The organism is Nitrospirota bacterium (assembly GCA_016214385.1).
Taxonomy (GTDB): domain Bacteria; phylum Nitrospirota; class Thermodesulfovibrionia; order UBA6902; family JACROP01; genus JACROP01.
Window position 1 is genome coordinate 1 of the sequence record JACROP010000012.1, and the last position, 21,791, is coordinate 21,791.

The 21,791-nt window shown below is 42.6% G+C and carries 25 protein-coding genes and 1 rRNA gene; 13 read left to right on the forward strand and 13 right to left on the reverse strand.

Features of this window, described 5'->3' with window-relative positions; translation table 11 throughout:
- Nucleotides 1–453 (forward strand): 23S ribosomal RNA (locus tag HZC12_00685); the annotation flags it as partial.
- A gap of 120 nt (nucleotides 454–573) precedes the next feature.
- Nucleotides 574–2,016, forward strand: a complete 1,443-nt coding sequence (locus tag HZC12_00690) for a sigma-70 family RNA polymerase sigma factor (protein MBI5025251.1) — start codon at nucleotides 574–576, stop codon at nucleotides 2,014–2,016.
- Between the two features lie 74 nt (nucleotides 2,017–2,090).
- On the opposite strand, the gene HZC12_00695 is transcribed toward HZC12_00690, so the two are convergent.
- Entirely contained in the window at nucleotides 2,091–3,128 is a 1,038-nt protein-coding gene (locus HZC12_00695) for a LysM peptidoglycan-binding domain-containing protein (protein MBI5025252.1), read from the reverse strand.
- Between the two features lie 174 nt (nucleotides 3,129–3,302).
- Between HZC12_00695 and HZC12_00700 the strand changes: the two genes are divergently transcribed.
- Nucleotides 3,303–3,578 carry a rhodanese-like domain-containing protein gene (locus tag HZC12_00700; protein ID MBI5025253.1) on the forward strand — a complete coding sequence of 92 codons (276 nt, stop codon included), beginning with the start codon at nucleotides 3,303–3,305 and terminating at the stop codon, nucleotides 3,576–3,578.
- Nucleotides 3,579–3,877: 299 nt separating this feature from the next.
- Here the strand turns inward: HZC12_00700 and mutS are convergent, their stop codons facing one another.
- The 8 genes from mutS to HZC12_00740 all read right to left on the reverse strand — a co-directional run bounded on the left by mutS (nucleotide 3,878) and on the right by HZC12_00740 (nucleotide 11,245).
- Nucleotides 3,878–6,490 (reverse strand): DNA mismatch repair protein MutS, encoded by a 2,613-nt coding sequence (mutS, locus tag HZC12_00705; protein MBI5025254.1) that lies wholly within the window; start codon nucleotides 6,488–6,490, stop codon nucleotides 3,878–3,880.
- A 57-nt stretch (nucleotides 6,491–6,547) separates the two neighbouring features.
- The gene (locus HZC12_00710) at nucleotides 6,548–7,258 is read right to left on the reverse strand and encodes a uracil-DNA glycosylase (GenBank protein ID MBI5025255.1); all 711 of its coding nucleotides are present in this window, start codon (nucleotides 7,256–7,258) and stop codon (nucleotides 6,548–6,550) included.
- A gap of 25 nt (nucleotides 7,259–7,283) precedes the next feature.
- Nucleotides 7,284–8,132, reverse strand: coding sequence for an NAD(+)/NADH kinase (locus HZC12_00715; GenBank protein MBI5025256.1), 849 nt, complete (start codon nucleotides 8,130–8,132; stop codon nucleotides 7,284–7,286).
- 43 nt (nucleotides 8,133–8,175) lie between these two features.
- Complete coding sequence (gene tsaE, locus HZC12_00720) at nucleotides 8,176–8,589, reverse strand: tRNA (adenosine(37)-N6)-threonylcarbamoyltransferase complex ATPase subunit type 1 TsaE (protein ID MBI5025257.1); 414 nt, start codon at nucleotides 8,587–8,589, stop codon at nucleotides 8,176–8,178.
- Nucleotides 8,573–9,034, reverse strand: coding sequence for a CBS domain-containing protein (locus HZC12_00725; protein ID MBI5025258.1), 462 nt, complete (start codon nucleotides 9,032–9,034; stop codon nucleotides 8,573–8,575). The genes tsaE and HZC12_00725 overlap by 17 nt, the downstream gene beginning before the upstream one ends.
- A 66-nt stretch (nucleotides 9,035–9,100) precedes the next feature.
- On the reverse strand, nucleotides 9,101–9,805 hold the full coding sequence (pgeF, locus tag HZC12_00730) for a peptidoglycan editing factor PgeF (GenBank protein MBI5025259.1): 705 nt from the start codon (nucleotides 9,803–9,805) through the stop codon (nucleotides 9,101–9,103).
- Nucleotides 9,802–10,017 carry a hypothetical protein gene (locus HZC12_00735; GenBank protein MBI5025260.1) on the reverse strand — a complete coding sequence of 72 codons (216 nt, stop codon included), beginning with the start codon at nucleotides 10,015–10,017 and terminating at the stop codon, nucleotides 9,802–9,804. The genes pgeF and HZC12_00735 overlap by 4 nt, the downstream gene beginning before the upstream one ends.
- Entirely contained in the window at nucleotides 9,995–11,245 is a 1,251-nt protein-coding gene (locus HZC12_00740; GenBank protein ID MBI5025261.1) for an NAD(P)H-hydrate epimerase, read from the reverse strand. The genes HZC12_00735 and HZC12_00740 overlap by 23 nt, the downstream gene beginning before the upstream one ends.
- Before the next feature lie 134 nt (nucleotides 11,246–11,379).
- Between HZC12_00740 and HZC12_00745 the strand changes: the two genes are divergently transcribed.
- The 4 genes from HZC12_00745 (at nucleotide 11,380) to HZC12_00760 (ending at nucleotide 13,541) form a co-directional block, all read left to right on the forward strand.
- Nucleotides 11,380–12,051: a transposase gene (locus HZC12_00745; protein ID MBI5025262.1), complete on the forward strand. Its 672-nt coding sequence runs from the start codon at nucleotides 11,380–11,382 to the stop codon at nucleotides 12,049–12,051.
- Nucleotides 12,052–12,161: 110 nt separating this feature from the next.
- Complete coding sequence (locus HZC12_00750) at nucleotides 12,162–12,425, forward strand: BrnT family toxin (protein MBI5025263.1); 264 nt, start codon at nucleotides 12,162–12,164, stop codon at nucleotides 12,423–12,425.
- Nucleotides 12,412–12,639, forward strand: a complete 228-nt coding sequence (locus tag HZC12_00755) for a CopG family transcriptional regulator (protein MBI5025264.1) — start codon at nucleotides 12,412–12,414, stop codon at nucleotides 12,637–12,639. Before HZC12_00750 ends, HZC12_00755 begins: the two co-directional genes overlap by 14 nt.
- 473 nt (nucleotides 12,640–13,112) lie before the next feature.
- On the forward strand, nucleotides 13,113–13,541 hold the full coding sequence (locus tag HZC12_00760; GenBank protein ID MBI5025265.1) for a peptidylprolyl isomerase: 429 nt from the start codon (nucleotides 13,113–13,115) through the stop codon (nucleotides 13,539–13,541).
- Nucleotides 13,542–13,911: 370 nt separating this feature from the next.
- Here the strand turns inward: HZC12_00760 and dapB are convergent, their stop codons facing one another.
- Genes dapB through lysA form a run of 4 tightly spaced genes read right to left on the reverse strand, consistent with a single transcriptional unit; the run spans nucleotide 13,912 to nucleotide 17,040 of the window.
- Nucleotides 13,912–14,718, reverse strand: a complete 807-nt coding sequence (gene dapB, locus HZC12_00765) for a 4-hydroxy-tetrahydrodipicolinate reductase (protein ID MBI5025266.1) — start codon at nucleotides 14,716–14,718, stop codon at nucleotides 13,912–13,914.
- Nucleotides 14,715–14,903, reverse strand: a complete 189-nt coding sequence (locus tag HZC12_00770) for a DNA gyrase inhibitor YacG (GenBank protein MBI5025267.1) — start codon at nucleotides 14,901–14,903, stop codon at nucleotides 14,715–14,717. Before HZC12_00770 ends, dapB begins: the two co-directional genes overlap by 4 nt.
- A 2-nt stretch (nucleotides 14,904–14,905) precedes the next feature.
- Nucleotides 14,906–15,787, reverse strand: a complete 882-nt coding sequence (locus HZC12_00775; GenBank protein MBI5025268.1) for a diaminopimelate epimerase — start codon at nucleotides 15,785–15,787, stop codon at nucleotides 14,906–14,908.
- Entirely contained in the window at nucleotides 15,784–17,040 is a 1,257-nt protein-coding gene (lysA, locus tag HZC12_00780) for a diaminopimelate decarboxylase (protein MBI5025269.1), read from the reverse strand. The genes HZC12_00775 and lysA overlap by 4 nt, the downstream gene beginning before the upstream one ends.
- A gap of 111 nt (nucleotides 17,041–17,151) precedes the next feature.
- On the opposite strand from lysA, the gene rplM reads away from it, so the two are divergent.
- The 6 genes from rplM to HZC12_00810 all read left to right on the forward strand — a co-directional run.
- On the forward strand, nucleotides 17,152–17,589 hold the full coding sequence (gene rplM, locus HZC12_00785) for a 50S ribosomal protein L13 (protein ID MBI5025270.1): 438 nt from the start codon (nucleotides 17,152–17,154) through the stop codon (nucleotides 17,587–17,589).
- Nucleotides 17,590–17,602: 13 nt separating this feature from the next.
- A complete protein-coding gene (gene rpsI / locus HZC12_00790) occupies nucleotides 17,603–17,995 on the forward strand; it encodes a 30S ribosomal protein S9 (GenBank protein ID MBI5025271.1) in 393 nt (130 codons plus the stop codon).
- Nucleotides 17,996–18,024: 29 nt separating this feature from the next.
- Nucleotides 18,025–19,074, forward strand: coding sequence for an N-acetyl-gamma-glutamyl-phosphate reductase (locus HZC12_00795; GenBank protein MBI5025272.1), 1,050 nt, complete (start codon nucleotides 18,025–18,027; stop codon nucleotides 19,072–19,074).
- Nucleotides 19,074–20,279 (forward strand): bifunctional glutamate N-acetyltransferase/amino-acid acetyltransferase ArgJ, encoded by a 1,206-nt coding sequence (gene argJ, locus HZC12_00800; protein ID MBI5025273.1) that lies wholly within the window; start codon nucleotides 19,074–19,076, stop codon nucleotides 20,277–20,279. The genes HZC12_00795 and argJ overlap by 1 nt, the downstream gene beginning before the upstream one ends.
- A 101-nt stretch (nucleotides 20,280–20,380) precedes the next feature.
- Nucleotides 20,381–21,370 (forward strand): response regulator, encoded by a 990-nt coding sequence (locus HZC12_00805; protein MBI5025274.1) that lies wholly within the window; start codon nucleotides 20,381–20,383, stop codon nucleotides 21,368–21,370.
- A 147-nt stretch (nucleotides 21,371–21,517) separates the two neighbouring features.
- The coding region (locus tag HZC12_00810) for a class I tRNA ligase family protein (GenBank protein ID MBI5025275.1) at nucleotides 21,518–21,791 on the forward strand (274 nt) is incomplete at its 3' end.

The following is a 21,791-nucleotide window of genomic DNA, read 5'->3' on the forward strand; positions in this document are numbered from 1 at the left end:
ACAGGCTTATCGGGTCCAAGAGTTCACATCGACGACCCGGTTTGGCACCTCGATGTCGACTCATCGCATCCTGGGGCTGAAGTAGGTCCCAAGGGTTGGGCTGTTCGCCCATTAAAGCGGTACGTGAGTTGGGTTCAGAACGTCGTGAGACAGTTCGGTCCCTATCTGTCGTGGGCGCAGGAGACTTGAAGGGAGCTGTCCTTAGTACGAGAGGACCGGGATGGACGGACCTCTGGTGTGTGAGTTGTCCTGCCAAGGGCAATACTCAGTAGCTATGTTCGGATGGGATAAACGCTGAAAGCATCTAAGCGTGAAGCCCACCCTGAGATAAAGTCTCCCTGCCGAGAAATCGGCACTGAAGGCCACCCGTAGACTACGGGATTGATAGGCTGGGTGTGTAAGGTTGGTAACGACTTTAGCTAACCAGTACTAATAGGCCGTGTGCCTTGACCCCCTTACTTAATGCCTGCAGTTGCCAAAGAAAAAAGTAAAAAAATTATGCCCACAATGGAAGGTGGGCTCTTTTTTATGCTAAAGAGTAAAGTTAGAAGGATCTATACAGAGATAAGATAAATGAGAGAGAAAGACGTATTTGATGAAATAATAGATATGGGCAAAAGACGTGGGGTTTTGACCTACGACGAGATAAATGAAGCTTTGCCCGCTGAGTTCTTTACTCCAGATGAAATAGAAGATTTAATGGATCTTCTTCATGACATGGGGGTCAGGGTTCTTGATCATGAGGAGGTATTACCTCCGGAGGAAGAGATCGAGGAAGAAGAAGTTGAGGAATACGAAAAGACAGAAGACCTCGTTCAGGCTTATTTTCATTCAATGGGAGATATCTCTATTCTCACAAGAGACGAGGAGGTAGAGCTTGCAAAGAAACTGGAAGAGGGGAAAAATATTATCAGAGAAGTTTTATCTACTCTTCCATTAACTAAAAAGGTAGAAAGAAGCTTTGATGGTGTTGATGACCTTGTACTGACCGAAGACGAACGAGCTGATGAGGTTACCTTGAGGGTTTTGGACAAACTGACGGCATCAGTAAAAGAGATAGAGGCTGCAAAAACAAGGTTATTGTCCTACGGAGGTTCACTAAAAGCATTAAGGAAGTTGATTAGAGAAGAAAAAAGCAAGAAGAGAGTGAGAGTTAAAAAAGTAGCAGACATGGAAGCTCTTGCTAAGGAAATACAGAAGGCATTCAAAAAAATTGAGGATGAGGTTGGTGTAAGTATAGAACAGTTAGAGTCAATGTGGGACAGGATACATAAAGTTCAGGCCCTTGTGCAGGAAGCCAAGAATGAATTAATTACCAGAAACCTGAGGCTGGTTGTGAACATTGCCAAAAATTATGTTGGCAGGGGGCTTTCCCTTCTTGACTTGATTCAGGAGGGCAATATTGGCCTGATGAAGGCAGTAGATAAGTTTAAATACGAGAAAGGCTTCAAGTTTAGCACTTATGCGACATGGTGGATAAGACAGGCTATAACACGGGCACTGATAGACCAGACTAAGACTATCAGAGTTCCTGTACACATGATGGAATTTTATAACAGAGTTTCCAAGGCGTCGAGGGAGCTCACCCAGACCCTCGGCAGGGAGCCGACTAATGAAGAAATTGCCTCAAAGCTTGCAGTTCCTGTTAGAAAAGTGGAGGAGGTTTTCAGGGCAATCCAGGATCCAATTGCGCTGCAGACTCCGGTGGGGGATGAAGATACAGAACTTGAAGACTTTATAGGAGATAAAAACAGCCCTTCACCATACTCTGATGCAGAGAGGAAAGAAATATCAGAGCAAATCCAGGAGATTTTAACAACCCTGACTCCAAAAGAGGAAAAGGTTATAAGAATGAGGTTTGGTATAGGAGCTGAAAGAGATCATACCCTTGAAGAAGTTGGGAGATACCTTTCTATTACGAGGGAGAGGGTAAGACAGATAGAAGCAAAGGCATTAAGAAAGCTTAAACACCCAAGCAGGCTAAAGGCCCTCAAGACACTTGTGGCTACTACCTAATGGAGCAGTCCACAAATTAGTATGAGAGTCGAGGCTGTGTTGTTTGGTAACAGCCTCGACTCAATAATTTTAAACTATTTTTTTGCCCAGACCCCTCCTGTCATTATTTCCTCGCTGCTTTTCAATACCATAGCTGTTGCTGTCTCAGGTTGTAAGGATATTATTTGAAGGGAACCAATGTTCCTCTCAACAGGGACTTCTGAGATTAACGAAAAGACATTACCTACCTGAAGGCCGTCTTTCTCACCCTTATCAAGATAAAGGATATCTGCCTCAGCATTGGCAACTTTTGTGAAATGGGACTCTACGATATAACCACGTACATTTTGGGCTTCTATAGGAGGCTTAGGTGCTACGGGTGGCGCCATGTCAGAATAGGGAATTAATTTATCTTTAATCCCGATATCTTCAAAAGATGTGATAATTTTTCCTTTCGGCGTTCCATTGTCCATGCCAAGAGTTTCAACAATACCCAGGATTCTTATAAGATACCCCATTTGTTGGCCTGATTTTGGATGCTTGACTTTTTTTATTGCTCTGAGGACAAAAAATTTATCGCCTGCTTTTGTGCCTGCTACATTAAAATACACTATGTCTTCTCTGCCGAACAGAGTACGCCCTCCAGGAGAGCTGATTATCTCACCAATACCTGGAACTGTATTGGAGATATAGCCACTTGCAATATAGAGGTTTTTATCAATGATATATTTTTTGGGAGCCTCTTTAACCTCCTCCACAATAGCCACTGGCTTTTCTTCTTTAATTATTTCTTCTTTAACCACAGGTTCTTCTACAGGAGGTGCAGGTGGGGCTTCGACTTTGGGGACTTCGGCCTCTGGAGTAACAGTTTCTTTAACTGGAGTAACAACTTCCCTTTCTTTTTTAAGAGGGATTTTTATTTTCTGCCCCGGATATATAAGATCTGGGTTTTTAATATCAGGATTCTCTTTCCAGACTTTAGGCCAGAGGAAGGGTCCTCTGAGCTTGTCAGAGGAGATATCCCACAGCGTATCCCCCTTTTTGACGGTGTATTCTTCTGAGGGCTTTTCCTGGGCGTTTAATACAGGGATGAAAATGACAGAAAAGATCAAAAACCAGAATATTTTTCTCATATTATTCCTCCAAATTTTTATCAAATCATAGAATAAACATATCTAACTACACGTTTTATGTCAAGTCTTTTTAGAACCTGAAACGTTTTAGGCCCTGAAAAAAGAGCCATGTGCAAGAATTTTAAAAACTTTGTTAAAATAGAGGTGTTTTAGATCATTCTGAAGGAGGCTAAATTGAGGCTGTTTTTGATATTGTCTTTATCCATTCTTTTGCCTGCCATTGCTTTAGCTCAAGGAAACAGTAAGGTCATAAATGCAGAAGAACTTAAAACGATGATCGATAAAAAAAAGAAAGTAGTCATAGTTGATGCGAGGACAGAGACCGAATATAGAGAAGGCCATATACCAGGTGCTATAAATATAGCTCCTGAGAAGCATAAGGAAATCGAGCAATACCTCCCGAAAAACAAGAAGCGTGCCTTAATATTTTATTGCCGTGGAACAGCCTGAGGATTAAGCCAGCAGGCTGCGGTCGCAGCCTCCAGAGCAGGTTATACCAACATTACCATCTTTGTTGGAGGAATGCCCGAGTGGAGGGCCAAAGGATACAGCGTGGAGAAAAGCGAACTGCAAAATTAATCTGCCACAGAGTTCACAGAGGAAAACAGCAATATCTTTCATTTTTGGACACAGATTAACACAGATCGCCAGGATACTAAGTATGAAGAATTAAATAATTAATTATCTGTGTATATCTGTGAAAATCTGTGTCCATAGTAGTTTCTCTGTGTCCTCTGTGGTTTTTTACATTATTTGGGTTTGTCCGAAAGCTTTCTCCTCATCTCATACAGCTTGTTAAGCGCCTCTATGGGAGTCAGGTTAAGGATATCAAGACCGAGGAGTTCTTTTATTACAGGGTCTGCCTGCGTGGTAAAAAGGTCAAGCTGGCTTTTACGAAATCCAGTCCCGAAGCTTCGGGACTTATCCGCGGCCTGGGGGCTGTAAGCAATCTTTGGCGCGCCGAGTTCGTTGAGCTCAGCCCTCTCGAGGTTGTAAAGAATCTCCTTTGCCCTTTCAAGTATATCTTCAGGCAGGCCGGCCAGTCTTGCCACCTGAATGCCATAACTTTTATTAGTAGGGCCTTCTTCGATCTTCCTGAGAAAGATTATTTCGTCTCCCCACTCCTTTACAGCAATATTGAAATTCTTCACTCCATTAAGAACAAGCGCAAGCTCTGTCAGCTCATGGTAGTGGGTTGCAAAGAGTGTCCTTGCCTTTATCTGTCTTGCAATATACTCAGCCACTGCCCATGCAATGCTGATACCGTCAAATGTGCTCGTTCCCCTTCCAACTTCATCGAGGATTATCAGGCTTCTTTCAGTTGCATTATTTAGAATATTTGCAGTCTCTGTCATCTCCACCATAAATGTGCTCTGACCTTTTGTTATAACATCTGATGCGCCAATCCTTGTATATATCCTGTCAACATAACCAACCCTCGCATTCTCAGCAGGGACAAAACTACCAATCTGGGCCATTAAAACAATGAGGGCTATTTGCCTCATATAAGTCGACTTTCCTGCCATGTTCGGCCCTGTGATAACTAAGATATTGTTGTCCCCTGAATCAAGAAGGGCATTGTTAGGCACAAATCTCTCACCGAGATGCATCCTCTCAAGCACAGGGTGCCTGCCTTCAGTGATGTGGATTGTATCTCCATCATCAACCAGAGGCCGCGCATAATTATATTTCTCAGCCACGTGGGCAAGGCTTGAGAGGGCATCTAATGTAGCTATTGCAAGCGCAGCCCTCTGAAGCCGCTCTGTTTCTCCTGAAATCTTTAAGCGCACTTCTTGAAAAATCTCATACTCAAGGTTTTTCAGCCTGTCTTCAGCCCCCAGAACCTTAGCCTCGTATTCTTTGAGTTCAGGCGTTATAAATCGCTCGCCACCTGCGAGGGTCTGTTTCCTTATATAATCAGCCGGGACCTGGGAAAGATTAGCTTTTGTAATTTCTATGTAATAACCAAAAACCCTGTTATACCCTACTTTAAGAGAGTTTATCCCCGTCCTCTGCCTCTCTTTTGCCTCGATAGCTGCTATAAAATCCCTGGCACTGCCGCTAATCTGTCTCAGCTCATCAACATCCCTGTTAAAACCTGTTTTTATTAAACCACCATCCTTCAGGCTTATCGGAGGGTTATCTGCAATTGCGGATTCTATTAAGTTTACGGCATCAAAAAACTCATCAATCTGCCTGTTTAAATCACAGAGGAGATTATCGCTATGCAGAGCAAGAAGCTGTTTAATCTCAGGGACTATTTTTAAAGAGGCTTTTAAAGACAGCAGGTCTCTCGCATTGGCTGAACCGAAAGATATTCTTGATGCCAGCCTCTCTATGTCGGAAATCCCCTTTAAAAGTCCCCGCAGTTTAGAATATCTCTTGTTATCAAGTAATATATCAATTGCATCCTGTCTGAGTTTTATCTCATTAAGCTCTATAAGTGGCCTGTGAAGCCATGACCTTAAAAGCCTGCCACCCATCGGGGTAATGGTCTCATCAAGAATACCGAGGAGGCTACCATCCCTGTCGCCATCTCTCACGTTCTTGGTAATTTCGAGGTTTCGCAGGGTTGCTGCATCGAGGAACATGCAGGATGCCCTTCTGAGGACATTGATTTTTTTGAAACTCAGATTTCCTTTCTGGTTATTTTCAAGATAGTTTATCAGGGCACCGGCAGCAGATACGGCAACCACCATACCCTCACACCCATAACCGTCAAGGGAAGCCACCCTGAAATGCTTTAAAAGTGCCCTGTATGATTCGAGATAATCGAAATGCAGGTCATCATAAGGGGTAAGATAAAAACCATCAAGATTATCTGCCGCCAATGGGTTATTTTTGAGGCTCAAAGGTAAAAGTATTTCTTTTGGTTCAAACCTGCTTATCTCATCCCTTAAGTCCTCTATGGACTCGTAAACCAGAAATTCTCCTGTTGTTATATCTGCTACAGCAATGCCGATAAGGTTTTCTTTCAGAAAAAAACTCATTATGTAGTTATTCTCTCTGGGGTCTTCGGGAGAAAAGGTGCCAGGGGTAAAAACATTTACCACTTCCCTTTTAACTATCCCCTTTGCCTCCCTTGGGTCCTCGACCTGCTCGCACAGGGCTACCTTATATCCTGCCTTTATCATCTTTGCTATATAAGTATCCGCTGTAAAATAAGGCACACCACACATAGGCACAGGTGCCTCTTTTCCCCTGTCTCTTGTAGTGAGCGCTATCTGAAGTGTTCTGGAAGCAATAACTGCATCCTCCCCGAACATCTCATAAAAATCACCGAGGCGGAAAAAAAGAATGGAATCGGGATGATTACTTTTTATTTCGCTGTATTGTCTCATTAAGGGTGTTAGCTCACTCATTGATTAACCTTCCTGCTTATCCCTAAGACACGTGGAATACAAATACACCCTAAGGCGTCACTCCACTGCCTGCTTTAAAAGCTTAAGGACAGCCTGGGCGTCTTTCCACGTAAGCCATTTGTCCTTCGGGTTTCTCAGTAAATAGGCTGGATGAAATGTTGGTATGAACGGTATCCCTGCATAGTTAAAAAGCTGTCCTCTCAGCTTGCTTATTGGTATTTTTGTCATGAGCAGGCTCTGTGCTGAAACCCTGCCGAGGGATACAATCACCTTTGGGTTAATTATCTTTATCTGCCTTTCGATAAACTGTTTGCAGGTATTTATCTCATCTTCTTCAGGGTCTCTGTTATAAGGGGGCCTGCATTTTATAATATTGGCTATGTAGACTTCTTCTCTCTTGAACCCCATTTTTTCGATAAGGCTGGTAAGGAGTTTTCCAGCATCTCCAACAAAGGGGCGTCCCTGAATATCTTCATCCTTGCCAGGGGCTTCCCCTATGAACATGATTTCTGCCTCAGGGTCTCCTTCGCCAAACACAATATTGGTGCGGCCTTTTGAGAGTTTACATCGCTTGCAGTTACCAATCTCTTCTCGCAGGGCATTTAAAGCAGCCTCCTTACTTTTAAGTGACGAGTGATGAGTGACGAGTGACGAGTTTAGTTTGGAGTTGTGTTTTTTACTCGTAACTGTTTTAATTGGTAGCCTTTCAAAGCCCAGCGCCTGGTAGAACTCAAGAATGTTCTTTATATCATCTGTAATATTTGCCATTTTTAACTTTTAACTTTTAACTTTTCTATCGTTCTCCCCATTTGAGTTTGGCCCTTAATACCTGAAAATAATCCCTGCTGCTGGGAAGGAGGAGTTTTGTCTTGAAACGCGCTTTTTTAACTTCAACAGTATCACCTACTTTTAATGAAAATCCAACCTGTCCATCAAGTGTAAGAAAGACATCTTCACCTGCTTTTATAACGGCCTCAACAACGAAGCTGTCAGGCAGGACAATGGGTCTGTTGGTCAGTGTATGAGGGCATATAGGGGTCATTACAAAAGATTCGAGTGTTGGATACAATATAGGTCCTCCTGCAGAAAGGGAATAGGCCGTTGAGCCTGTAGGCGTGGAAACAATCAGGCCATCAGCCCTGAAGCTCGTCACATACCGGTGATTTATATAGGTATCCAGCTCAATCATCCTCGCAAGGGCACCCTTATTTATAACCACATCATTAAGGACGCTATATTCAGCAATGCTTTCCCTGTGGCGGTGGATACGGGCAGTAAGCATCACCCTCTCTTCGGATGGGCACTGATTGGAGACGATCTTTTCGATGCTCTCATAAATCTCAGATATGGTCACCTCTGTAATAAATCCAAGGCCGCCAAGGTTTACGCCGAGTATCGGCACACCCCTGTCTCCAACAAGTCGGGCAACACTTAACAGAGTACCATCTCCGCCGAGGACAATAATAACATCTACAAGGGATGGGATTTCAGGCCTTGGATAACCCTTTATATTCAAATCTGTTGCTGATTCCAGATCAACAAAAGCCTCAATACCCCGTTCCCTGAGCCACGGCAAAAGGGCCTTCACAACTTCGATGGCCTCTGGTCTGCCAGCTTTGCATATTAATGCTATTTTCTTTATATCTGCCATTTAGTTCGACACGCTCACTATTTCGACATGCTCACTACTCTGACGGCAATTCAATCTCCCGCTCCTTCTCACCTGTTATCTTGAGGTTTATTTTTATGGCGCCTTCGGGGACCTCTGATTCGGCTTTTTCAGCCCATTCAATAGCCGCAATGCCATCGCCGCCCAGATATTCCCTGAGGCCGAGCTCGCCTATGTTTTCTCCTTCAATGCGATAGAGGTCAATATGATAAAAAGGCACTCTTCCCTGATATTCAGCGATAATAACAAAACTTGCACTTGTTATATCCCTCTCATTTATCCCGAGGGATCTCGCTATGCCTTTTACCATTATTGTCTTCCCTGCTCCAAGCTCTCCATAGAGACACACTACATCTCCGGGCTTGAGTGTCCTGCCCAGCCTGAAACCAATCTCCTTTGTCTCCTCAGGACTCCTACTTATCAGCTTCACCAGCCATTGCCCTGACGATGTCCGCTTTGCCAACAATACCCACTACCTTTCCTTCCCTGAGGACAGGAAGCAGGTGAATCTTTTTCTCTATCATTATAGTGGCTATCTCCTGCAAAGGGGTCTCTTCATTAACCGTCACTACATCTGCTGTCATTATATCAGCCACTATATAGGCGGCCATTTTTTTAATTTCCCTTTCAACCTTGCCAAGGCCCTCAATAAAGAAAAACGCATCAAAAAGCCTGATGACAGTCGGGATATGAAGCCTCTTATTCTGGCTTATAAGGTCATTCTCAGTAACGATCCCTGTAAGCTTTCCATCATCATCGACCACAGGGGCACCACTTATCCTGTTTTCGGTCAGTAACTTTGCAAGCTCCTCAACTGTGGCATCTGGCTTGACGGTTATAACATCCTTTGTCATTATATCTTTTGCTTTTAGCATAGGTTCTCCTGAAATTTTTTTATATTACCACGTTTAATCATAAACACACCACACACTTCCTCTTTCTCAGCCTGTAAGACCTATATACCCGCCCTGCCTGCCGGTTGTACCCTTAGCATACCTGTAAGAATAAAATTTGCTGCTGTTGCAGAAAGTGCATTCAGGGGAAATCCATATTTTTTTCTCGCTCACACCGAGAGAAATGGCCTGTGTTTTGTTTGCTTCCACAAGGTCTAAATAAAAGGCATCTCCTTTACTGCTCACGAAGTTGCCTTCTGCAGTCTCGGAATCGAGTCGCACCGACTTTTTTATTGCTGCAATAACATCAAAGCCCACTGTGTAGCAGCAGCCCCTTATGCTCGGACCCATGGCTATAAAAATGTCTTCCACCTTTGTATAAAAATTGCGTGCCATAGAGTCAATGGCCTCGCTTAAAATTCCCTGGGCAGTGCCTCTCCATCCAGCGTGAACAGCGCCAACAGTCATTCTTACAGGGTCGTATAAAAGTATGGGCACACAGTCAGCCACTGCAACCCCTATCAAAACATTGCTCTTCCTGGTTAATACAGCATCTGCTATTACTGGTTCCTCACTATCCCTCAATATATAAACCTTATTCGTGTGTTTTTGAATAGGCATATAAATCTTATCAGGCGGTATTCCAATTTCCTGCGAGAGGGTAAGGTTACTGCCATCCAGTGCTTTTGTTGTAAAAAAGGCCCTGATACGGCTGCCCTTCATGTTGTCCGGCACTATAAATGGCTCGATCAATTCAAACCTCCGAGATTCCTGAAAGCATCAGGAATCATTTCAATTATATCCCCGGCAATCATGGCCATCTCGGTTTTTCTCTCTGATGCAATATCACCAGCAAGGCCATGGATATACACTCCCAATCTCAGTGCATCAATAATTTTCATCTTCTGGGCCACCAGGCCAGCTAAAATACCCGTGAGCACATCACCGGCTCCTGCTGTGGCCATGCCCGGGTAACTCAATTGCAGAGTTAATCCTGTCAGCTTCGATATCCTTTACTGCCTTTCCTGTAATCCTCGACATCTCGCCAGGATGGGGTGTGAGAATCAATGTCGCCTTTGCCTCTTTCAGAATATTTCTATTCTTCCCCAGGGCATTCAGAGCATCAGCATCTATTATTATGGGCACAGTTGATTTTGTTATGAGGGAATCAACAATTTTCGATATCTCCCTGCCTGTTGAGATTCCAGGGCCTATTGCAAGCACATCTGCCTTCCCTGAAAGAAAATTAAGTATTTTACCAATTGCTTTTGATGATAATGTTCCGTCTCCGGCATCCGGAAGCGGGAGGGTCATCTCCTCTGTAACCCTCGAGTGAAATACATCCATAAGAGATTCAGGAACTCCTATTGTCACAAGCCCTGCACCTGCCCTCAAACACGCCTTTGCAGCCATAAGGGCTGCTCCTGTCTTTCCTTTTGAACCAGCAACAACAAGGACATGCCCGTAATCACCTTTATGGGAATACTTTGGCCTTTTAGGCAATAACATAGACATATCCTTTTTCTCAACAAGTTCAACCGTGAGTTTTTCAGAATTGATGAGGTTTTCAGGAAAACCTATGCCTTCGATAAACAGTTTCCCGGTATGCCCTGCACCTGGATACAGGAAGTGCCCTCTCTTTGGAAGGCCAAAGGTAACAGTAAAATTAGCCTTAACTGCGCAACCCATAACTTGACCTGTATCAGAAGAAATCCCTGATGGAATGTCGATAGAGATAACAGGGCTTGAGGATATGTTCGTTTTATTAATCACTTCAGATAAAGGAGGCCTTACATTTTTGCTTAGCCCTGTGCCTAAAAGGGCATCAACAATTATTGCATTGTCGATGTCTTTTTCAGAAAGTTTTTTATTAGTCTCAATACAGACACCTGACCTCTTCGCCTTCTTAAAACTCTCAAGCGCCTCTCCATTAAGCCCTTTCACCTCTGCAAAGAGGAATGCCTTTACAGGCCACCCTTCATTATGGAGTTTCCTTGCTGCAACCATACCGTCACCGCCGTTATTTCCGCCGCCAGAAAGGACAACAACTTTTTGTTTCTTGAAAAGTTTTTTAATCCTCTTTGCAACAGAAAGCCCTGCCTTTTCCATGAGGACAATGCCTGAAACACCATAGTCCTCGATGGTCTTCCTGTCTATCTCGCGCATCTCTTCAGCAGTCACTACCTTGAGCATTGGTATATATTAATCCTTTCTTAATTTAAAATGATACCTAACTTTGTAGAATCCTGCATGCCAAGGATAGCAAAAAATACAGGGACACATCCCATATTTCTTGACATTGCAGAACTAACTTTGTAGAATCCTGCATGCCAAGGATAGCAAGGGGAGTGGCTGTTAGGTATCCTCATCATATCGTACAAAGAGGAAATAACAGAGAGAAGATCTTCTTTCATGATAAAGACAAAGACAAATATTTGTCTTTATTAAAGAAATATTCAGAAAAGTGGGGTACGACAATCCTTGCTTATTGCTTAATGAGCAATCATGTACACCTATTGGCAAAACCGCTTGAAGAAGTGTCGCTTTATAAGATGATGCAGGGATTAACTCTGTGTTACACGCAGTATGTCAACAGAACATATAAAAGAACAGGAAGACTATGGGAGAGCAGATACCATTCCTGCATAATTGACAAAGAGAAATATTTGTGGGCCGTAGCACGATATATCGAACAAAACCCTATGCGAGCAAGAATAGTGAACAGGGCAGAAGAGTTTTCTCACTCAAGTGCACGGGCACATATAAATGGAATAAAAGACGATGTATTGGGGGAAGAACTATTTACTGAAGGACAGAGAAGGGATTATGCAAAATTTATTAGCTCGCGTGGATCAGAAAACGAGATGAATGAGATAAGATATTATACGAGGACAGGCAGACCATTAGGAAGCGAACAATTTGTTAGCAAAATGGAAAAGAAACTTCAGAGGAGATTCACGTTAAAATCTCCTGGGAGACCGAAAAAGAAGAAGGATTAAACGGAAAATATGGGATGTGTCCCTGTATTTTGTACTGATTTTGTATTCCTGTATTTTGTATTCAAAATTATTATTGACTGCAGGTATATTTAAGGTATAATAATTATACTATGGAGTTTGAGTTCGACCCCAGGAAAAGTAAAAGCAACAAGCAGAAACACGGTATTGATTTTTACGAGGCGCAGGAATTATGGGATGACCCAGACTTTATTGAGATTCCAGTAAAGACCAGTGATGAACCAAGATTTTTGGTAATAGGAACAATATCAGAAAAGCACTGGTCAGGAATTATTACATATCGGACTGAAAAGATAAGAATTATTTCAGTACGCCGATCCAGAAAAGAGGAGGTTGATATATATGAAAGCGCGTGAGTTTGATAAGAAATTTGACGAAGGCAAAGAGGATATTACCAAATACCTTGATATATCAAAAGCAAGGAGACCTGAGCAAGAGCAGAAAAGAGTAAATGTAGATTTCCCTTTGTGGATGATACACTTATTGGATAAAGAAGCAAGACGTTTGGGTGTGCCTCGGCAATCCATCATCAAAGTCTGGGTAGCAGAGCGTCTTGAAAAGGCATCTTGAATATATATGATGCTAACACTTATAAGGCCTCCGCTTGTCAAGAGAAAAAACGATCCTAAGCGGAAATTAAAATAAAAATAATTTCCTTATTTTTTATCAAGACTGCATTCAGCTCTGACTTGATTTCCCAATACGGTTTTCTTTTCGGGTTCAAGTTTGTAACTTGAAACCCGAAATATTTAATATTTCATTTAGTCCTGGCTCAATAACAATTTTATTCCTATGATTTGCAGATGACCATGCCCAGTCTTTCAGCCTCATCACATTTTCAAACTAAAGGGTTCAATTTGCAAAATTGAACCCACCTGAAGAGAGGTATCTATAAAAAATTAAAATAAAGCTTGCCAACTGTTTTCAATTTTGGCATAATTTATAAAAACTATCTAATAATATCGTTAGAACTTTATTTGCCCCGTTAGAATGCCCCGTGTGAAATTCTAACGGGGTTTACTACAAAACAAAAGGAGCAAGAAATGACACAGGCAAAACATGGTGATACGGTCAAAATCCACTACACAGGTAAATTGGAAGATGGAACAGTATTCGACACTTCTATTGGTCGCGAACCTCTGCAATTTAAAATAGGTGAGAATCAGGTAATCCAGGGCTTTGAAAAAGGCATAATAGGTATGAATCCGAATGAATCAAAAACCATTACCATTCCTTCAGATGAAGCCTATGGACCATACCGTAAAGAAATGGTATTAGATATACCTGTAAATCAATTCCCACCAAGTATTCAGCCAGAGATAGGTCAACAGCTTGAACTCCGTCAACCAAATGGTCAAGCAATTATAGTCGCAGTAATTCAAGCCTCCGAATCACATGTGACGTTAGATGCCAATCATCCTCTGGCTGGGAAAAACCTAATCTTCGATATCCAGCTCATAGAGATCATTTAACTAATAAGTTTATAAGTAAGGCTACATTCCGTGTCATTCCCGCTTGCCCCTGCACCGTCTGGTGCGGGGCTCGTCGGGAATCTTTCTTGAAGCATAGGAAATCATAAACCACGAAGGGCACGAAGATCACGAAGTGAGATAAAAAGAAAGCTTTAATTTTTTCTTCATGCCCTTCGTGTTCTTCGTGGTTAAATCAGGTTTTGTTCAAGAAGGATTGCGGACAAGCCGCAATGACAAGAAGGATGAGTTTCATATGTGCTCTTACTTATGACCGCCTTAGTAACTATCTCGTTGCTCTAAAGGAATCGGGTAGATTTTTAAATGATTTAGCGATTTAATTTCACAATAGATTTTGATTAGGCGATTTGCATTATTTAAGCCCTAATACGTCCTGCATATCATACAGCCCTGCAGGTTTACCATGCACCCAGATGGCTGCCTTTAATGCTCCCCTCGCAAAAGCATCTCTGCTTGATGCCTTGTGGGTTATCTCTATCCTTTCGCCGAGGCCACCAAATATTACTGTGTGCTCTCCAACAATATCGCCTGCCCTTATTGTCTGTATGCCTATTTCTTTTTTCGTCCTCTCTCCAATCATTCCTTTTCTGGCATAAACCGCCACATCGTCAAGATTCCTATCGAGGGCAGATGCAATTACCTGAGCCATTTTAAGGGCAGTGCCAGATGGAGCATCTTTTTTTAACCTGTGATGAGCCTCAACAATTTCTATGTCATAGTCATTGCCTAAAACTTTAGCAACATCCCCGAGCACTTTTAACAGCAGATTTACGCCAACACTCATGTTCGGTGCAAAAACGCAGGGAATTTTTTTTGCAAGGTTTTTTATCTCCTCCAAATCCTCCTGCGTAAAGCCTGTTGTGCCAATTACCGCCGAGCATCCTTTTTCTGAAGCTTCTCTCAGGTGTTCGAGAGTCGCTTTGGGATGAGAGAATTCAATCAAGATATTTGCCCTGGTAATAAAATCTTTTATCTCGCTGCTGAGTTTTATGCCGAGTGTGCCAAGCCCGAGCATATCACCTATGTCCCTGCCGAGCCCTTCGTGGCCCTTACGCTCCAGGGCACCTGCAAGCTCAATGTCTGGATACTCCCTGTGAAGCGCTATAATGCGGCTTCCCATCCTGCCTGTTGCGCCTGACACAATTATCTTAATTGTCATTGCTCCTCCTTCTGAGTCCTTCCGCCTCCCTCATCCTCAGGCCTTCCTTCAATCTTATATTCCCCGGATGCCCAGGTGCCTAAATCAATTAGTTTACACCTTTCAGAACAAAAGGGTCTAAAAGGATTATCCTTCAATTCCAATTCTTTCTTACATATGGGACAAACTATCTTCACATCAGGCATTGTCAGAGTCCAATATCTCCCCTGAAGACCTCAACAGCAGGACCTGTCATATAGATGTGATTGTCTTTTCCAGACCATTCAATAAACAGCTCACCACCAGGCAGATGAACCTTTATATCCCTACCTGTCAGGCCTTTTAGATGGCAGGCAACTGCTGCTGCAGAAGCTCCTGTGCCGCATGCCATGGTTTCTCCAGAGCCCCTTTCCCATACCCTTAATTTTATATTCTTTGCATCAATTACCTGTGTGAATTCAACATTTGTCCTTTTTGGGAAAAGCTGGTGGTTTTCAATTAAAGGGCCATAATGGGTAACAGGAAAATCATCTGTATCATTTACAAATATAATTGTATGCGGGTTGCCCATTGAGACACAGGTTATCTTAAATTCTCTATCACTGATCCTAATGGGATAGTCGATAATCAGTGACGAGTAACGAGTAACGAGTAACGAGTCTTCGCTTTTGGACTTCTGACTTCTGGCTTCTGACTTATGACTTAAATTGACAGGTATTTTTTCTGGCTCAAGCACAGGCTCACCCATATCGACTCTAACCATATTCCCAGCCCTTTCCACAGTTATAATACCAGCGAGGGTCTCAATCCTCAGGTTTTTTTTGTTTGACATCTTATTGTCCCAGATATACTTTGCAAGGCACCTTATGCCATTGCCGCACATTTCCACTTCACCACCATCAGCATTGAATATCCGCATCCTGAAGTCAGCAATCTTAGATTTATGAAGGAGCAATACCTGGTCTGCACCAATGCCAAATCTCCTGTGGCATAGTTTCTTTGATACATTTGATGGACGGGGCAATGTCCTCTCCATGCAATCAATAAGGATGAAATCATTGCCAAGGCCATGCATTTTTGTAAACTTCATTTCAAAAAACCCGGGATCCTCTCGCCTCTGACAAGGTCTTTATAATCCTCTCTATCTCTCACCACAAAGAACTCTTTTCCCTTAACCATGACCTCGGCTATTCTTGGGCGGCTGTTGTAGTTTGAGCTCATAGAAAATCCATATGCCCCGGCACCTATCAAAGCTAAAATCTCTCCCTGAGAAGGTCTCTCGATTTCTCTGTCTCTCGCAAGAAAGTCTGAGGACTCGCATATTGGCCCGACAACATCTGCAAAGACTTTCTGACGCTTTCTTTTTGTGACAGGCAAAATTTTGTGAAAGGCGCCGTACAAACTCGGCCTCGCAAAGTCATTCATCCCGGCATCTACAATTATAAACTCCTTTTCAATGCCTTTCTTAGTGTATAGCACCTTTGTCACAAGGATTCCTGCATTTCCTGCAATTGACCTTCCTGGTTCCAGGATGAGGGTAAAACCCTTGCCCTTAAGTAATGGCAGGAGTGCCCGCGCAAGGTCTTCAGGTTTTGGCGGTTCTTCATCGTTATAGGGTATCCCCAGTCCTCCTCCAACATCCAGATACTTTATCTCCATACCCTGAAGTTTTAAGCCCTCCACAAGCAGGAGTACTTTTTTCAGCGCATCGACAAAGGGAGAAACCTTTGTAATCTGAGAGCCTATATGCTTATGAACACCGAGGATCTTTATGTTGGGTAACTGCCTCGCAAGCCTGTAATATTCAAGCGCCTCTTCTATGGGGATGCCAAATTTGTGTTTCCTGAGGCCTGTGGAAATATAAGGATGTGTTTCCGGGTCTATATCCGGATTGACCCTGAGCGCAATCGGAGCTTTTACACCCATCTGCCCTGCAAATTTATCAATAGCTTTCAGTTCATCAGAAGACTCCACATTAAACATAAGTATTCCTGTCTTAAGGGCGTATCTGATCTCATCCTCGGTCTTGCCAACCCCTGCATAGACTATTCTCTTTGGCTGAATTCCTGCCCTGATGGCCCTGAAAAGCTCTCCGCCAGAAACAATATCCGCTCCGCCACCTTGCTTTGCAAAAAGCCTTAGAATTGCACCATTTGAATTGGCCTTGAGGGCAAAGCATATCAAATGAGGGAAACCATTAAATGCCTTCTTGAATGCATTAAAGTGCCTTAGAAGGGTCCTGTGGCTGTAGATATAGAGCGGAGTTCCTACCTTTTCCGAGATTTGTCTTACAGGGATGTCCTCAGCATAAAGCTCGCCTTTTTTGTAAAGAAAATCATGCATTTTCTTAGATTTTTTACCATACGGCAATGTAAAAAGTCAAAACTCTTGACAAATAAAGGTATATTCGATTATGGTATTTAATCCTGGGATTAAAAAGGTGGACATATTTTAATGAATACAGTATTTGCTAAAAAAGGTGATGTGGAAAAAAAATGGCATCTTGTAGATGCAAGCGGCATGATATTGGGCAGACTCGCCTCAAAAGTAGCCACAATCTTAAGAGGCAAGGACAAGCCAATTTTCACTCCTCATGTGGATACAGGCGATTTCGTCATAGTAATAAATGCTGAAAAAACTGTGTTTACAGGCAATAAACTTCAGAATAAAATATACAGCCGTCATTCAGGTTATCCAGGAGGCCTAAAGCAAGAGACTCTAAAAGATCTCATGAAACGAAAACCTGAAAAGGTAATTACAATGGCAGTGTGGGGAATGCTTCCAAAAAATAGACTCGGCAGGGACCAGTTGAAAAAATTAAAGGTCTACAGGGGCGCAGAGCACCCCCACGAATCCCAGAAGCCGTCCCCCACAATGGTGGGATTAAAATAAGGAGCTACATAATATGGCTGAAATTCAATATTACGCTACTGGCAGGAGAAAGACATCAATAGCAAGAGTTACTATCAAACCCGGAACAGGGAGTATAAATATCAATGAGATGGCCATCAACGAATACTTTCCGCAAGAGACACTAAAAATGATTGTAAGACAACCCTTAGAAGTAGCATCTGCCTCTAACAAATATGACATTAATGTTAAAGTTTCTGGAGGCGGAATGACAGGGCAGGCCGGGGCCGTGCGGCACGGTATTGCAAGGGCACTGGTTCAATTCAACTCTGACCTTAAAGGCAGGTTAAAAAAAGAAGGTTTTTTAACGAGAGACCCTCGTGTTAAAGAGAGGAAAAAATACGGACAGAAGGCCGCAAGAAAAAGATTCCAGTTCTCAAAGAGATAAGAAAGCGGATTACGCATTACGGTATATAAATGTTAAAGGTAGCTATCCTCGGTGGCAGTGGTTACACAGGTGGAGAACTTTTAAGACTCCTCCAGAACCATTCTCAAGTAGAAATAACGGCTGTTACATCTGAACGCTTCGCTGGCAAATCAATTTCCGATGTATTTCCTCATATGTACCCTGCAAAAGATTTGACTTTTGAGGCCCTGAATTTGAGAAAGCTCGCAGGAAAAGCCGAACTATTCTTTCTCTGTCTTCCCCATAAAAAATCTCAGGAGGTTGTAGCCCATCTTCACAAGGCCAACAAGAAAGTAATTGACCTCTCTGCTGATTATAGATTAAAGAGTCCTGAGGTTTATGAGGAATGGTATAAGACCTCCCATAAATTCCCCGAACTTTTAAAAACTGCTGTATATGGTTTATCTGAACTTTATAGGAAAAAAATAGAAAAAGCCAGGATAATTGCCAATCCCGGGTGTTATCCAACCTGTATAATCTTAGGCCTTGCTCCATTAATGGGAGAAGGTATCATTGATGTTATAGATACTGATTGTATTATTGCGGATTCAAAGTCAGGCATATCAGGGGCAGGGAGAAATCCAGAACTCTCATACATGTTTTCCGAAGCAAACGAATCAGTTAAAGCATACGCCGTTATGACACACAGACATACCCCTGAAATAGAGCAGGAACTCAGTTCAATCTCAAAAAGACGAATCACAATTACTTTTACCCCTCATCTTATCCCAATGGACAGAGGTATTCTGAGTACCATCTATGTCCCGCTTAAAAAAAACCTGAAGCTCGTGCAGGCATGGCAGCTCTATCATAATTTCTATCTGCATGAACCTTTCATCAGGGTGCTGAAAAATGGAACGTACCCAAACACAAAGTCAGTTAAAGGGACTAATTTCTGTGATATAGCTATTTTCTACAATCAACGCAAGAACTCCCTTATAATAGTTACAGCAATAGATAATCTGCTGAAGGGAGGCGCTGGTCAGGCTGTGCAAAACATGAACATAATGTATGGTTTTGATGAGACAGTCGGCCTTAAGACAATCCCGGCTTATCCGTGATGCTTGTCCCGGGGTTTAAATTTTCAGCCATATCTGCAGGAATAAAAAAAACAAAAGCTACTAAAAAAGACCTGGCCTTGATCTTTTCAGAAGTCGAAGCCACCGTAGCAGGTCTGTTTACCACCAATAAAATAAAAGCCGCCTCTGTAAAATTAGACATCAGCAAACTGGCCTCAGGCAGGGGGCAGGCAATCATTGTAAACAGCGGTAATGCCAACGCATGCACAGGTATTCAGGGGCTCAGAGATGCCGGAGAAATGGTTGATATAACTGCAAAAGAGCTCGGGATAAATCCCGAATTAGTTTACATCGCCTCTACCGGTATTATAGGGGAATATCTCCCAATGGAAAAGATAAGGCATGCAATACCTGAGGCAGCAAAAAAATTATCTTCCCATACAATTGAAGATGTTGCCAGGGCAATAATGACAACTGATACCTTTCCAAAAATATTTATGAAAAAGATAAAAATAAAAGGCAAAACAGGGACGATTGCAGGCATAGCCAAGGGGGCTGGCATGATTCATCCTAAGCTTGCCCTGAACCCTGTTTCAGGGATGGCCACAATGCTTGGCTTTATCATGACGGATATTGCTGTTGACCACAGGGCCATTAATAAAGCCCTCAGAGAGGCCACAAAAAAATCCTTTAACAGGCTGACCATTGATGGAGATACAAGCACAAATGACACCATCATAATCATGGCCAATGGCTGCCTTAATAACAAACCAATAGAACTAAACTCTTCCCAGTTCTCTAATTTTCAGACGGCCCTGAATGAAGTGACCTACAACCTATCGCGAATGATTGCCAGAGATGGCGAGGGTGCAACCAAACTCATCGAGGTTACAGTTAAAGGAGCTAAGACCGAGTCTGACGCTGAGGTAGTGGCTTTTTCTATAGCCAACTCAAATCTGGTAAAAACCGCTATTTACGGTGGAGATGCTAACTGGGGGCGAATTATGGCTGCTATAGGCTATGCAGGAATAGATGTAGAAGAAAACAGAATAGATATATATATCAATGGCCTTAAAATAGTTTCAAAAGGCATAGGAACCAATAAGGATAAGGCGATTAAGGACACCCTCTCCCGCAATGAAATCAATATTATTGTTAATATAGGCGTGGGGCATGCGCAGGCAAAAGTACTGACATGCGACCTCACTGAAAAATACGTGAAGATCAACTCAGCTTACAGGTCTTAAATTTAACACCTCCTTCCCTCTCTCTATTTTGGGGAAAAATAAATTATGCTTGACTTTTTCCTGTTATAGCAATACAATTTTTGAAAAATAAGGGAGGGAATATGGGTACTAAACTGCTCCTGGCCGACGACAGTATTACCATCCAGAAAGTTGTCGAACTTATACTCTCAGAAGAGGGTTTTGACATAAAAGCGGTTAGCGATGGCGTGGAGGCAATGGACGCCATCAGGGAAGAAAGTCCGGATATTGTACTGGCAGATATTGAGATGCCAAAAATGGACGGCTATGAACTCTGTAAGACACTGAAGAGCGACCCCTCCTTTAATGATATACCTGTAATCCTTCTTGTTCCAGCCTTTGAGGCTTTTGACGAAAAAAAGGTCAAAGAGGCAGGTGCCGATGACCATATAACAAAACCGTTCGAGTCTCAGGAACTGCTGAACAAAATTAATTCTGTTCTTTCTTTAAAACCAGCTTCTGAAAGCATTGCAGAGGCAGCGCCAATAGAGGAAGATCTCTGGGCCTTTGAAGAAGTTACTCCTCTTGAGCCTTCGGAGACACTGAGCGGCATAGAGGTGGCTGAAGAAGCTTTTGTTGTTCCGGAGGCAGAAGAGATTCGGGAGGAAGTACCGGTTAGTGCGGAGGAAACAGTTATAGAGGCAGAGCCATTTTTAGAAGAGGTTGCTGAAAAAGCTGTATCAGGTGTCTCCCGAAGCATCGGGACTATGAGTAAAGAGGACTTAATGAAGGCTATGAAGGAAGTTATTGGCAGATCAATCCCTTCTGCATTTGAGATAGAAGGTATTATAAAAAATAGCATGCTTAATGCTACCTCAGGATTAAAGGCTTCTATTGATGTTAATTTGAAGTCTGCACTCTCAGACGTTCTGACTGCTGTTTTTAAAGACACCATAGAAAAAATCGTCTGGGAAGTTATACCTGAAGTTTCCGAGAGGGTTATTAAGGATGTTGTGCAGGGCTCTTTAATTATAACCTTAAGAAATGTCATTGAGAAAGTTGCGTGGGAAACAATACCCGATATAGCAGAAACACTCGTTAAGAAGGAAATAGAAAAAATAAGGGCGGAGTAAATAATGCAAAATTTAAAAATTAAAATTAAAAATGTAAAATTAAGGATTCCTTTATTTTAAATTTTTCCTTTTGAACTTTGAGTTTGATTACAGGCGGGGAAGAGGGCAATCCGAATCCCCGCTTTTCTTTGAGATACAAGATAGAAAATGATCGGAAAGAGTTATGAACATAAAGGGATGGAGGAGAAGTGGTATAGTTTCTGGGTTGAAAAGGGCTATTTCCATGCTGATTCAGAAAGTCCTTTGCCTCATTATTCCATAGTAATCCCGCCACCTAATGTGACAGGCGCCCTTCATATGGGGCATGCATTGAATGTAACCCTCCAGGATATTATTATCCGGTGGAAGAGGATGTCCGGATACAATGTCCTGTGGCTTCCAGGGACAGACCATGCTGGTATTGCCACTCAGAATGTGGTTG